This window comes from Streptomyces eurythermus (assembly GCF_014649115.1).
GTDB classification, from domain to species: Bacteria; Actinomycetota; Actinomycetes; order Streptomycetales; family Streptomycetaceae; genus Streptomyces; species Streptomyces eurythermus.
This window is the reverse complement of the sequence record NZ_BMSK01000002.1, coordinates 23,119-35,307: the sequence shown is the minus strand read 5'-3', so window position 1 is coordinate 35,307 and position 12,189 is coordinate 23,119. Positions and strand designations below refer to the sequence as shown.

10 protein-coding genes are annotated in these 12,189 nt (G+C 72.5%); 8 read left to right on the top strand and 2 right to left on the bottom strand.

Going from position 1 to position 12,189, the window contains the following annotated elements:
• Nucleotides 1-259: 259 nt before the first annotated feature.
• Both rfbB and IE251_RS03000 read right to left on the bottom strand, forming a co-directional pair.
• Nucleotides 260-1,237, bottom strand: a complete 978-nt coding sequence (gene rfbB, locus IE251_RS03005; protein ID WP_189751340.1) for a dTDP-glucose 4,6-dehydratase — start codon at nt 1,235-1,237, stop codon at nt 260-262.
• Entirely contained in the window at nt 1,234-2,301 is a 1,068-nt protein-coding gene (locus IE251_RS03000) for a glucose-1-phosphate thymidylyltransferase (protein ID WP_189751339.1), read from the bottom strand. The genes rfbB and IE251_RS03000 overlap by 4 nt, the downstream gene beginning before the upstream one ends.
• A gap of 244 nt (nt 2,302-2,545) precedes the next feature.
• Between IE251_RS03000 and IE251_RS02995 the strand changes: the two genes are divergently transcribed.
• From IE251_RS02995 to IE251_RS02960, 8 genes are read left to right on the top strand one after another with little or no spacing between them, the layout of a single operon-like run.
• Nucleotides 2,546-3,838: an aspartate aminotransferase family protein gene (locus tag IE251_RS02995; protein WP_189751338.1), complete on the top strand. Its 1,293-nt coding sequence runs from the start codon at nt 2,546-2,548 to the stop codon at nt 3,836-3,838.
• Nucleotides 3,835-4,878, top strand: coding sequence for an ABC transporter ATP-binding protein (locus tag IE251_RS02990; RefSeq protein ID WP_189751337.1), 1,044 nt, complete (start codon nt 3,835-3,837; stop codon nt 4,876-4,878). The genes IE251_RS02995 and IE251_RS02990 overlap by 4 nt, the downstream gene beginning before the upstream one ends.
• Complete coding sequence (locus IE251_RS02985) at nt 4,875-5,750, top strand: ABC transporter permease (RefSeq protein ID WP_189751336.1); 876 nt, start codon at nt 4,875-4,877, stop codon at nt 5,748-5,750. Before IE251_RS02990 ends, IE251_RS02985 begins: the two co-directional genes overlap by 4 nt.
• Nucleotides 5,747-6,547 (top strand): ABC transporter permease, encoded by an 801-nt coding sequence (locus IE251_RS02980; protein ID WP_189751335.1) that lies wholly within the window; start codon nt 5,747-5,749, stop codon nt 6,545-6,547. The genes IE251_RS02985 and IE251_RS02980 overlap by 4 nt, the downstream gene beginning before the upstream one ends.
• Nucleotides 6,544-8,043: a hypothetical protein gene (locus IE251_RS02975; protein WP_189751334.1), complete on the top strand. Its 1,500-nt coding sequence runs from the start codon at nt 6,544-6,546 to the stop codon at nt 8,041-8,043. Before IE251_RS02980 ends, IE251_RS02975 begins: the two co-directional genes overlap by 4 nt.
• Nucleotides 8,040-10,133, top strand: a complete 2,094-nt coding sequence (locus tag IE251_RS02970) for a glycosyltransferase (RefSeq protein ID WP_229896558.1) — start codon at nt 8,040-8,042, stop codon at nt 10,131-10,133. The genes IE251_RS02975 and IE251_RS02970 overlap by 4 nt, the downstream gene beginning before the upstream one ends.
• Nucleotides 10,126-11,232, top strand: coding sequence for a sugar phosphate nucleotidyltransferase (locus IE251_RS02965; protein WP_189751333.1), 1,107 nt, complete (start codon nt 10,126-10,128; stop codon nt 11,230-11,232). Before IE251_RS02970 ends, IE251_RS02965 begins: the two co-directional genes overlap by 8 nt.
• Nucleotides 11,229-12,179 carry a carbohydrate kinase family protein gene (locus tag IE251_RS02960; RefSeq protein WP_189751332.1) on the top strand — a complete coding sequence of 317 codons (951 nt, stop codon included), beginning with the start codon at nt 11,229-11,231 and terminating at the stop codon, nt 12,177-12,179. Before IE251_RS02965 ends, IE251_RS02960 begins: the two co-directional genes overlap by 4 nt.
• The last annotated feature ends 10 nt before the right edge of the window (nt 12,180-12,189 follow it).

Sequence of the window (12,189 nt, the reverse complement as noted above, 5' to 3'; positions counted from 1 at the left end):
TTGGTTGACAACGCGCCATGCCAGGTAAGGCCGTTCACTGGTTCTTGCTGCAAGAAATTGCGGTCGAGACCGTACGGCGCCGCCTACCGCAGGTCAACCCCTTGCGCAGAACTGCCAGTTGAGCAGGCAATAGTTGAATGAGCCGCGCGCAAAGCCTTTCGCAAGGGTTTCCAGGGTGTTACGTTCGACGAACTCCGGTCCCCGGCCGCGGGGTTCGCATCCGGTGCGTCCCCGACGCGCCCGGCCGTGCGGGCCGGAGTCACACGGACTCCAGCATGGGCTCCCACCAGGCCCGATGGGTCCGGTACCAGTCCACCGTGGCGGCCAGCGCCGCCTCGAAGCCGACCCTTGGCCGGTATCCCAGCTCCGCGGTGATCCTGCCGTGGTCCACCGCGTACCGCCGGTCGTGGCCCTTGCGGTCCTCGACGTGCGTGATGCGCTCCGGGCCGGCTCCGCACCACCGGAGCAGGCGGTGCGCGAGGTCCAGGTTGGTCAGCGAGGTGCCACCCCCGATGTTGTACGTCCGCCCCGGCCGCCCCGCCGTGCGCACCAGTTCCACGGCCCGCACGTGGTCGTCCACGTGCAGCCAGTCGCGCACCTGCCGCCCGTCGCCGTACACCGGCAGGTCACCGCCGGTCAGCAGGGTGGCGACGAAGCGCGGAACGGCCTTCTCCGGATGCTGGTACGGGCCGAAGTTGTTGGAGCAGCGGGTCACCCGGACGTCCAGGCCGTGGGTGTGGTGGTGGGCCAGCGCGACGAGGTCGGCCGCGGCCTTCGACGCCGCGTACGGCGAGCTGGGCCTGAGCGGGTCCTCCTCCCGTGCGGCGCCCTCGGGTATCGAGCCGTAGACCTCGTCGGTGGAGATCTGCACGAAGGTCCGCACCCCGTGCCGCAGTGCCGCGTCCAGCAGGGTGTGGGTGCCCATCACGTTGGTGTGGGTGAAGCCGGCGCCGTCCTCGATGGAGCGGTCGACGTGCGACTCCGCCGCGAAGTGGACGATCTCGTCGTGCCCGGCCGCCAGCCGCCGTACCGTCGCGGCGTCGCAGACGTCGCCGTGCACGAAGGTCAGGCCGGGGTGGCCGCGCACCGGGTCGAGGCGGGCGAGGCTGCCCGCGTAGGTGAGTTTGTCCAGGACCGTGACCGAGACGCCGGGCGGTCCGGCGGGGCCGAGCAGCGCGCGGACGTAGGCGGATCCGATGAAGCCGGCTCCGCCGGTGACGAGGATGCGTGAGGTCATGAGGTGAGCTGCACCTTGCTGTGGTCGCCGAGGACGAGACGGTGGGCCTGGGGCGGGCGGGGCGCGGCGGTCACCACGGCCTCCCGGCCGATGAGCGACCGCTCGATCCGTGCGGCCCCTTCCACGCACGCGCCCTGGAGGAGCACGGAGAACTCGATCGCGCTGTCCTCGATCCGGCAGTCCTCGGCGACGGCGGTGTACGGGCCGACGCTGGAGTTGTTGATGACGGCGCCCGCGCCGACGACGACGGGTCCGACGATCCGTGATCCGCGCACCACCGCCCCGTCCGCGATGCGGACCCGGCCCACCAGGACGCTGTGCGGATCGACCTTGCCGTCCACGCGCCCCTCCATCCGGTCCAGGACCTGCCGGTTCGCCTCCAGCAGGTCCTCGACGCTGCCGGTGTCACGCCATGGGCGGGTGGTGGTCTCGGCGCGTACCGGCAGTTCGCGGTCGATCATCCACTGCACCGCGTGGGTGATCTCCAGCTCGCCGCGCCCGGAGGGGCGGATGGCGCGCACCGCCTCGTGCACGGCGGGGGTGAAGGCGTAGACCCCGACCAGGGCGAGGTCGCTGCGGGGCCGTTCCGGCTTCTCCTCCAGCCGCCGCACCACCCCGTCGTCGTCGACTTCCGCGACGCCGAAGGCGGTGGGGTCGGACACGGGGGTGAGCAGCAGCCGGGCGGCGTCCCGCCGGGCGGCGGCGCGCCGGACGAATCCCGTCACGCCGTCCTCCAGGTGGTTGTCCCCGAGGTACAGCAGGAAGTCGTCGTCCGCCAGGAACGGGCGGGCGACCGCCACGGCGTGGGCCAGCCCCAGGGGCCGGGGCTGGTTCAGGTAGGCGATGCTCAGCCCGAAGGCCGAGCCGTCGCCGACCGCGCGGCGGACGTCGTCCCCGTGGTGGCCGACCACCACGCCCACCTCCTCGATGCCGGCGTCGGCTATCGCCCGCAGGGCGTAGTGCACCACCGGTCTGTTGGCGATGGGGAGGAGCTGCTTGGCGCTCGTGTGGGTGAACGGCCGCAGCCGGCTTCCGGTGCCGCCCGCCAGGACCAGGGCTTTCATGCCGGGCACCGGTGTCGCGGCGGGGACTGGATCTGTGGTCTCACGGATGTCTCCTTGAGCGAGAGTCGCGGTGTCACCGGTGGAGCTGTTCCCGACTCAAGCAGACGCCGCGCAACGGACGCAAGGTTGTTCAGCAACTTTCAGCAAGTTCTTGCACCCGGCGCCGCGTTGGTGTTTGACTCGCTTCCGGCACCGCCCAACGGTGCTGCCCGGCACGGCAGTTCACACAGAAGGGGGGCGGCGGATGACGGCTCGGCACCAGCGGGAACGGCTGGCACGGGAGGCGCGGCACCTGGCTCCGGGCGCCTCCGAGGAGGCGGCCGTCGGACGCCGGGTCTTCGCCGAGGGGCGCGGTCCGGTCCTCACGGACCTCGACGGCAACCAGTACCTGGACTTCGCGGCGGGCACCCTGACCCAGTCCCTGGGGCACGGCCATCCGGAGGTCGTGGCGGCCCTCACCGAGCAGGCCCGGCGCCTGTGGAACGTGCACGACTCGGCGACGCCCGACCGGGCCGCGCTGCTGGAGCTGCTGGCCGGGCTGCTGCCGGAACGGCTGGACACCTACGCGCTGTTCTCCACCGGCGCCGAGGTCGTGGAGGCCGCGCTGCGCGTGGTGCAGGCCACCGCCGCACCGGGCCGCAACCGGGTCGGCGCGCTGCGCGGGGGTTTCCACGGCAAGACGGCGGGCGCGCGGATGCTCGTGCACTGGGACGTGGGCCACCAGTCCTTCGCCGGCAACTCGGTCCTCGGCTACTCGGCCTACTGCTACCGCTGCCCGCTGGAACTCACCTACCCCTCCTGCGGGTTGCGGTGCGCCTCCCTCGTACGCAAGCACATCGCCGACAAGCCGAACGTCTCGGCGCTGGTCTTCGAACCGGTCCTCGGAGCCGCCGGCGTCGTCGTGCCGCCCCCGGGTTACTGGGAGCAGATCGCCGAGGCCTGCCGGTCCAACGGCGTCCTGCTGGTGGCCGACGAGGTACTCACCGGCGGCGGCCGGACGGGCACGTTCCTGGCGAGCGAGCAGTTCGGTGTCGAGCCCGATCTGGTGGCCCTGTCCAAGGGGCTGGCCAGTGGTTTCCCGTTCGCTGTGCTGGCGGGGCGGGCCGACCTGATGCACCATCCGGCGGCGTCCGGGGCCGGCGCCTACGCGTCGACGTACGCGGGCAACCCGCTCGGCATCGCGGCGGCTCGGGCCACGCTCGAGGTCGTCGATCGCGACCGCCTGATCGAGCGCGTCCGGGTCCTGGGCGAGCTGCTGCACGAGCGGCTCGCCGCCCTCGCGGCCCGCTTCGAGAACCTGGGGGACGTACGCGGTCTGGGGCTGCTGTACGGGCTGGAGTTCGTCACCGACCGGGCGAGCCGCACCCCTGCGCCGCACCTGGCGCGGGCCGTGTACAGCACCGCCCTCGACCTGGGACTCCGAGTCGCCCTGGGCGGGCACATCCTGCGTCTGGCACCGCCCTTCACCATCGACGAACCGCTCCTGGACGAGGGCGTCGGACTGCTCGGACAGGCCCTGGAACGGGTGCTGTCGTGATCGTCGCGGAGAACCTCGTCAAGGAGTTCCGGCTCACCGAGCGCAAGCCGGGCCTGGCCGGCAGTCTGGCCACCCTCTTCACCCGGGAGCACCGCGTCGTCCGCGCGGTCGACGGCGTGTCCTTCACGATCCCGGCCGGCGCGAAGACGGCGTACATCGGCGCCAACGGGGCGGGCAAGTCGACCACGATCAAGATGCTCACCGGCATCATGACGCCGACCAGCGGGCGCTGTCTGGTCCGGGGCATCGAGCCCTACCGGCACCGGCAGGCCAACGCCCGCGGGATCGGGGTGGTCTTCGGGCAGCGCAGTCAGCTGTGGTGGGACCTGTCCGTGCCGGACTCGTTCCGCATCCTGCGCCGGATCTACGACATCCCCGACGCGGTGTACCGGCGCAATCTCGCCCTGTACCGCGAGCTGCTGGACATCGACGCCCTCGGCACCACGCCCGTGCGCCAGCTGAGCCTGGGGCAGCGGATGCGGGCCGAGATCGCGGCGAGCCTGCTGCACGATCCGGCGGTGGTCTTCTGGGACGAGCCGACCATCGGCCTCGACATGGTGCTCAAGGACGCGGTACGGCGGCTGGTCAACCACGTCCACCGGGAGCTGGGCACGACCGTCGTGCTCACCAGCCACGACATCGCGGACATCGCCGCCATCTGCGACAGCGCGCTGGTCGTGGACCGGGGGCGGGTCGTCCACCAGGGCAGCATCCGGGACCTGCTGCGCACCGCCGAGCGGCGCTCGGTCGTCTTCGACCACCGGGGCCGGCCGGATCCCGGGCCCGTCCGCGCGGAGATAGAGCGGGGGCTGCCCGGGGCGAGCGCCTCGTCCGCCGAGGACGGCCGGATCAGGGTCGACTACCCGGCGGACCGGTTCACCTCCCGGCAGGTGCTCGGCTTCCTGCTCGACCACTTCGACCTGACCGACTGCTACGCGCCCGAACCCGATCTGGAGGACGTCCTGCGGAGGATCTACGGCGGGCACCGAGAGGCCCCGTCCGCCAGGGTCCCGGGCGGCCGGCGGAAGGGTGCGGCATGAACGGCCCGCGGACCGGCGGCGCGCTCCGCCGGGTACGGGAGCACCCCACGCCGCTTCCCCCGGCCGCACGCGCCCGGCGCTATCTGCCGTTCGCCACCGGGGGGCTCCAGTCCCTGCTCCAGTACCGTTCGACGTTCGTCACCACCGGGATCACGGCCGCCGCCGGCGCGGCCATCACCGTCTTCCTGTGGCGGGCGGTGTACGCGGACGCCCCGCCCGGCGGCGGCCCGGGCGGCTTCACCTCCGAGAGCATCACCACCTATCTGCTCGTGGCGCAGGTGCTGCAGATCCTGCACGCCAACCGGGTGGACGACGAGGTCGCCGCCGAGGTCTACCGCGGTGACGTCGCCGTCATGCTGGTGCGGCCCGTCAGCTACCCGGTGATGCGGTTCTTCGCCTGTCTGCCGGTGGTCGCGGCCAATGCCGTCCTGGTCGGCGTCCCCGTGCTCGTGCTGTTCGCGCTGCTCGTGCCGCTCACCACGCCACGGCCCGTGGACGTCGTGCTGTTCGCGGTGTCCACCGCGCTGTCCGTGCTGCTCGCCTTCCTGGTGAACCTGCTGACCGGGATGACGGGCTTCGTCACCACGAACACCTGGGGGGTGCGCATGGTGAAGCAGAGCGTGGTCGCCTTCTTCGCTGGGCAGCTGGTGCCCCTCGCGCTGATGCCCGGGCCGCTTTCGGCACTGGCGTCCGCGCTGCCCTTCCGGGGCATGGTCGACGGACCGCTCACCCTCCTGCTCGGCCGCTACGACGGAGTGGCCGGCGCGGTCGACGTGCTGGCCCGGCAGATCGGCTGGGCGGCCGGTCTGACGCTGCTGGCCGGTGTGCTGTGGCGGGCCTCGCTGAGCCGTCTGGAGGTGCTCGGCGGATGACCGGCACGGTGTGGCGCCATGTGCGGCTGGCCTTCTTCCTCGGCGGGGTCGGGCTGCACCGGCTGAGCGTGTACCGCGTGGACTTCCTCCTGGGCGCGGGGGCCTTCCTGGTCCGGGTGGGTCTGCAGACGGCGGTGGTGGGCCTGGTGTTCCGGCAGGTGCCCGCGGTGGACGGCTGGACCTATCACGAGGTGCTGTTCCTGCTCGGCTTCTCGCTGCTGCCGCGCGGCCTGGACCACCTCTTCACGGACCAGCTGTGGGAACTGGGCCGCAAGCTGGTCCAGCGCGGTGAGTTCTACCGCTGTCTGATCCGGCCGGTGAACCCGCTGTTCTCGCTGCTGTCGGAGCGCTTCTTCCACCCCGACGGTCTCGGCGAACTCGCCGTGGGCGCCGTCCTGGTGGGGTGGTCCGGCAGCGAGCTGGGGCTCCGTCTCACCCCGGTGCAGTGGCTCGCCGCCCCGTTCCTCGTGCTGTGCGGCGCCCTGATCCACACCTCGGTGAAGCTGCTGTTCGCCTCGCTGTCCTTCTGGACGGTGACCAGTCTGCCGTCGATGTACGCGGCGAGCCAGGTGTCCGAGTTCGCCGCCTATCCGCTGGACATCTACCACCCCTCGCTGCGCGCGGTGCTGACCTGGGTGCTCCCCTTCGCCTTCACCTCGTACGTGCCGTGTGGCTATCTGCTGACCGGCGCCACGGGACGGGTGATCTGGCTGCCGCTGGTGACCGCCGCAGCCGTCGCCGTCGCCTTGGCCGTCTGGCGGCGCGGCATCAACGCCTATGAGATGACCGGGAGTTGAGCACGTACGTGTTCCGCGACGACGATTTCGAGCCCCTGCGCCTCGAACCCCTGCTGCGCACCGCGCCCTGGATGCCGCGCGACCTGCGGGCCGCGCACCGGTGGGAAGCGGTCGACCACGCCGAACTGGGCTCCGGCGAGCTGCTGCTGGTGGTGGCCGCTGTCGGCGGGCCCGCCTCGGGCGAGCGGATCTTCCTGACCGCGCGCCGGGATCCGTCGGGCGCCCTGACCGCGGCCGGTGACGACGGGCCGCACGGACTCGCCGCCGTGCGCCATGTGCTCACCGGAGCCCGGCTGCGCACCGCCCGCGGCGGGCACGTCGACTTCCGCCGGGCGCCCTCGGCCCCGACGGGCGAGCCGCGTCGGCTCCCCTTCGACCATGGCTGGTCCTCCAACTCCCTGTCCCTGGTGGAGGTTGCCGGATCCGCGTACCTCCACAAGACCTACCGGCGGCCGACCGGGGCGGTCCACGAACCGGAACTGCTCCGCCGCATGAGCGGCACCGGGTACACACCGGAGTGGGCCGGGGACTACACCTACACGGATCCCGTGCGCGGGTCCCGGCACCCCGTGGGCGTCCTCTACCGCCGTGCTCCGGGCCGGGGGATCGACGCGCCGCTGCGCGAGAACCTGCGCTCCCTGTGGCCCCGGCTCACGGCCGGCACCGCGCCCGAGCGGCTCGTACGCGCCCATCTGCTGCCGCTGGAACCGAAGTTGCGCGCCGCCGGGCGTTTCCTGCGCGGCTTCCACCGGGACCTGGCGGCACGCCTGGGCGCCCCTGCCACCGGCTACCCGGTGGCCGAGGCCCTGGCGCGGTCCTCGGCACGGCTGGCCGAGCTGGCCCGGGCCGACACGCCCCTCCCCCAGGACGGCGTACCCCTTCCCCAGGCCGCCCGGAGCGCCGCCTTCGACGCCCTCGCCGCCGAACTCGACCGGCTGAAGGAAGCGTTCGCCAGCCGGACGACGGCGCCCGGGGCCGGCCCCTGCCACGGCGACCTGCACCTGTCGCACCTGCTGTGCTCCGAAGGGGACGACGGCGCCTGGCACATGAGCGTCATCGACCTGTCCACGCCCGCCCTGTCACCAAAGGACCCGGAGTACGCCGCCCAGTCCCCCGTACAGGACCTCGTCGCCGTGCGGCGCGCGCTGGAGTACTTCGCCGCCGACGAGGCCGCCTTCGAGAGCTCCCGCAGGCTCGGCGTCGACGCGACCGAGACGATGTACGGCGCCCTGGACGGCGCGCCCGGTCTGCCGCCCGCGGGCCGGGCCGTGCTGGCCGGCGTCTTCCGCACCGCCGACCTCTGGCGCGAGCGCGTGCTGGGCCTGCTGCTCGGCCCCGCCTCCGGTGATCCGCTGCGGCGGCTGCTGTACCTGCGCCGGCTCCTGCACGAGCTGGGCTACAACCACGACCACGCCCGCCCCTACCACGCGGCGATCGACCTGCGCCACGCGCTCGCGCCGGCCGCCCCCGCCCCGACGACCCACGCGAGGACATGACCGTCGTGAACGCGCCCAGGATGCACATCATCGAGACGTACTTCGAGTGCTGCGGATTCGACCACACCTTCCTTCAGGGCGGCACGTCCGTGTACCTGTGGAACCTGTCGAGGACCTTCGCCGCCCGGGGACACCGGGTCTCCATCGTCACCCCCGCCCACGGCCGGCTGGACGACCTGCGGCGGCGCTACGAGGTGGAGGACCTGCCCTACGAGGACACCTACACGCTGCCGGTGGCCCTCGACCCCCGGGTCTGGCAGGGCTTTCCCGCACAGGCCGAGCTGGCACTGCGCACCACCGCCCACCGCATCCGGCTGGCCGGCGTGGACTTGTACTTCCTGGCCAACGAATACCTGAACCAGCTTCCCGACACCTTCTACCCGCCGTACTCCGCCAAGGGCCGGGACCTGGTGTTCTTCAAGCCCCTGGTGTTCCAGGCGGACAGCGTGCGCTTCCTGCGCGGCTGGTTCGGCGGTGAGAAGGCCATCGTCCACGCGCACGAGCCGTACTACCACTACCTGCTGCCGGCCGCGCTGCGCGACGACCCGACGAAGCTGGTCGTCAGCAACGTGCAGAGCAACATGCCGATCGCCAAGAAGGTGTACCGGCCGGAGGTGGAGCGCCTCTTCGAACTGCTCGGCGTGAACGTCGAGTTGCCGCCTGTCGAGCCCGAGACCGACGCGCCCGCGGCGCTCGTGCAGTACCAGCAGCTCACCCACCTGCACTACACCTACCCGCCGGACCACGTGGCGATCTACGAGCTGACCGCCGAGCACGCCGACCTGATCGACTTCCTGTCGCCCGGCCAGCTGGACTTCTACGCGGGCTTCCGGGACACCCCGTTCGAGGCGCTCTTCCGGCGGCTGCCGATCGCCGACGTGGTGCGGCGCAACGCCCACAAGATGTTCGTCGGCGGCTGCGCCGTCTCCGACCAGTGGCTGGCCTGGGATCCGGCCGGCGTGGACCGGGCGAAGGTGCTCGGCGGCCTCGGCCTCGATCCCGCCCTGCCGGCGTTCTTCCACAACGCCCGATACGCGGTCCACCACAAGGGCCAGATGGAGCTGATGCGGGCCGTGGACCGGGTGCTGAGCGAGGGTCTTCAGGCCAGCTTCGTCATCCGCTGCATCTCCGGCAACGGCATCGACGACCCCTTCTTCCACGAGGTGGCCGCCCGCCATCCGGGCCGGCTGCACTTCGAGTGGGAACGCGTCGAGGAGGCACGGGTCTTCTCGTACGCCGCCTCCTGCGACTTCGCCCTGTTCCCCTCCAAGTTCGAGATGGACACCTTCCTGATCGCCCAGGGCGAGGCCATGGCCGTGGGCGCGGTGCCGATCGCCACCGACCAGCGCGGCATGGAGCACTTCCGGCACGCCGACGGCCCGGACACCACGACGGGCTTCTCCGTGAACCGCTCCTTCGCGGAGGACGACGACCTGCTCACCGACGCACTCGCGGAGCGCATCCGGCAGGCGGTGGCCCTGTGGTCGGACGATCCCGACCGCTACCGTGAGCTGTCCGAGCGGGCCGCGGCCGTCGCCCGGACCTTCACCTGGGACCACTGCGCCGACCTGCACCTGGCGGCGTTCACCGGTCTGTGGGAGGGCCGGCCCGCCGTCCTGTCCACCGAACTGGCGTTGCGGCACGGCTGGTTCGACCTGCTCCCCGACGCGTCGGTCACCGCCGCTGCCGCGCTCGCGCACGGTGACATCGCCGCCTACGAACGCCGTGCCCCGTTCGGCGCGGACGCCGCGCCGGCCATGTTCCGCGCCGCCTGGGAGCGGGCCGACTTCGCGGTCTGCGAGCGGGTCCTGGACCGGCTTCCCGAAGCGGTGCCCGCGGTGGAGACCGCCCGGCTGCGCGACCGGTCCCGGTTCCTCGGCGACGGACGGCTGGAGTACCGGCTCCCGCACGCCGAACGAGTGGAAGTCGTCGAGCCCCGGCGGGGCCCGGACCGGGCCCTGCCTCAGGTGCGCACCCTGGAACGCGCGGCGCCGGGGCTGTTCACGGGCGAGGCTCCGAGCGGCGCCGGCCGGCTGCTGCTCACCCTGTCCTCCGGCCGGGTGACGTGGGACGAGGTGCGTCATGGCTGACCTCGGCACGGTACGCGCGGTGCTGCTGGCGGGCGGTGAGGGACGGCGGATGGGCCCGCTCGGCACGGGACGGCTCAAGCCGCTGGTCCCGTACGGCGGCACCTGCCGGCTCATCGACTTCAGCCTGGCCAACGCCCGCGACTCGGGCCTTCCGGAGGTGCTGCTGCTCTCCCAGTACGAGGAGCGGCTGCTGATGGACGACCTGCACCGGACGTGGAACACCGGGCCCGGCTTCCGGGTGCGCTTCGGCCCGTACGACGCCGCCTACGCGGGCCCGGAGCCGCCCGCCGCGCTGCCCCCGCGCACCTGGCCGCCGGAGCGGGGCACGGCCGACGCGCTGATCCGCAAGGCGGAGTACGTCTTCACGGAGGGCACGAGGGACGTCCTCGTGCTGCACGCCGATCACGTCTACCGCTACGACTACGGTCCGCTGGTCGCGGCGCACCGGGCCTCGGGCGCGGCGCTGACCGTCGCCTACCAGCGGATCGACATGCGCTGGGTGCACCTGTTCGGCATGGTCCGCTTCGACGGCGGCGGCCGGCTGACGGAGTTCACGGAGAAACCCGAGAACCCCACCTCGGACCTGGTCTTCGCCGCGTTCTGCGTCTTCGACGCCGCCGTGCTGCGCCGGTATCTGACCGAGCTGGACGGCACCGACTGGCAGCACGACATCAGCCGGGACGTGATCCCCGCGATGCTCGCGGCCGGGGAGCACATCCGCGGGCACGAGGTGCGCGGCCACTGGGAGGACATCGGCACCGTCGAGCGCTACCACCGCGCCCACCTGGCCCTGGCCGCCGGGCCCCGGGCGCCCCTGCCCGTCGGGCGGATGCCGCGGACGGTGCGGCCGGAGGTCGGGCGGCGCTGGGTCGCAGGCGCGCCGGGAGTACGTACGTCGGTGGTCCCGTCGGACCTCGTCAACGCCGGGCTGGTGCACGACAGCGTGCTCTTTCCCGGTGTGCGGGTCGGCGCGGGCGCCCGGGTGCGCCGCAGCGTGGTGCTGCCCGGCGCGGTGATACCGCCCGGCGCCGACATCGACGGTGCGGTCGTCCTGGAGGACGGACGCGTTCAGCACGTTGCCGAAGGAGTGAGCGCATGACCCTGCCCGAACACCACACCCGCGCACCGCGTCCGGCCGACTACGACGTCCTGGTGGTCGGCGGGGTCGGGGTGGACACCATCGTGCGCGTGGACGAGCTGCGCGTTCCGCCGGGCGACTCGGTCTTCGTGGAGCCGCTGAAGGACTACGTCGGGCACACCGGCAACGGTGTCGCGCTGGGCTGGCACGCGCTCGGACTGCGCACCAAGTTCATCGACTTCCTCGGCGACGACCCGCAGGGCCGCATGGTGCTGGAGCACTACGCCCGCCAGGGCCTCGACTTCAGCCACCTGGTCTCACCGCACGGGACCCCGCGCTCGGCGAACCTCGTGGACCCGCACGGCCGCCGCTTCTCCTTCTACGACGGCCGCCACCCCGCCGACCTCAGGCTGCCCCGCGACTTCTACCTGCCCTTCCTGGAGCGGTCGGCCCACGTCCACCTGTCGATCATCGGCCACAACCAGGACATGTACGAGGACGTCCACCGGCTCGGCGTGACCAGCTCCACCGATCTGCACGACTGGGACGGGCACAATCCGCACCACCGCCACTACGCCCTCAACTCCGACTACGTCTTCCTGAGCGCGGCGGCGATCCACGACCGGCTGGAGACCGTGCTGCGGACGATCCTCGACGAGGGCCGGGCCCGGTTCGTGGTCGCGACCGACGGCGCCGACGGCTGCCATGTGCTGGAGCGCGGCGCCACGCGGGTCCGGCACTTCCCCGCGGTGCGGCCCGAGCGTCCGGTGGTGGACAGCAACGGTGCCGGGGACGCCTTTGTCACCGCGTTCCTGCACTCCTGGTTCGAGGGCCGCCCGCTGGAGGAGTGCGTGCTGAGCGGTTCGGTGGCCGGCGCCTTCGTGTGCGGGAGCGTCGGCACCCACACCGAGTTCATCGACCTGCCGGGGCTGCGCGCGGCCGGCGCGCGCGCCGCGGCGCACTGGTGAGGGAGCGGCC

What these genes read in the sequence shown, in the direction of transcription:
- IE251_RS02995 (WP_189751338.1), top strand. Translation starts at nt 2,546, where the DNA reads ATGACGGCTCGGCACCAGCGGGAACGGCTGGCACGGGAGGCGCGGCAC.
- IE251_RS02980 (WP_189751335.1), top strand. Translation starts at nt 5,747, where the DNA reads ATGACCGGCACGGTGTGGCGCCATGTGCGGCTGGCCTTCTTCCTCGGC.
- IE251_RS03000 (WP_189751339.1), bottom strand. Translation starts at nt 2,301, where the DNA reads ATGAAAGCCCTGGTCCTGGCGGGCGGCACCGGAAGCCGGCTGCGGCCG.
- rfbB (WP_189751340.1), bottom strand. Translation starts at nt 1,237, where the DNA reads ATGACCTCACGCATCCTCGTCACCGGCGGAGCCGGCTTCATCGGATCC.
- IE251_RS02965 (WP_189751333.1), top strand. Translation starts at nt 10,126, where the DNA reads ATGGCTGACCTCGGCACGGTACGCGCGGTGCTGCTGGCGGGCGGTGAG.
- IE251_RS02985 (WP_189751336.1), top strand. Translation starts at nt 4,875, where the DNA reads ATGAACGGCCCGCGGACCGGCGGCGCGCTCCGCCGGGTACGGGAGCAC.
- IE251_RS02970 (WP_229896558.1), top strand. Translation starts at nt 8,040, where the DNA reads ATGACCGTCGTGAACGCGCCCAGGATGCACATCATCGAGACGTACTTC.
- IE251_RS02960 (WP_189751332.1), top strand. Translation starts at nt 11,229, where the DNA reads ATGACCCTGCCCGAACACCACACCCGCGCACCGCGTCCGGCCGACTAC.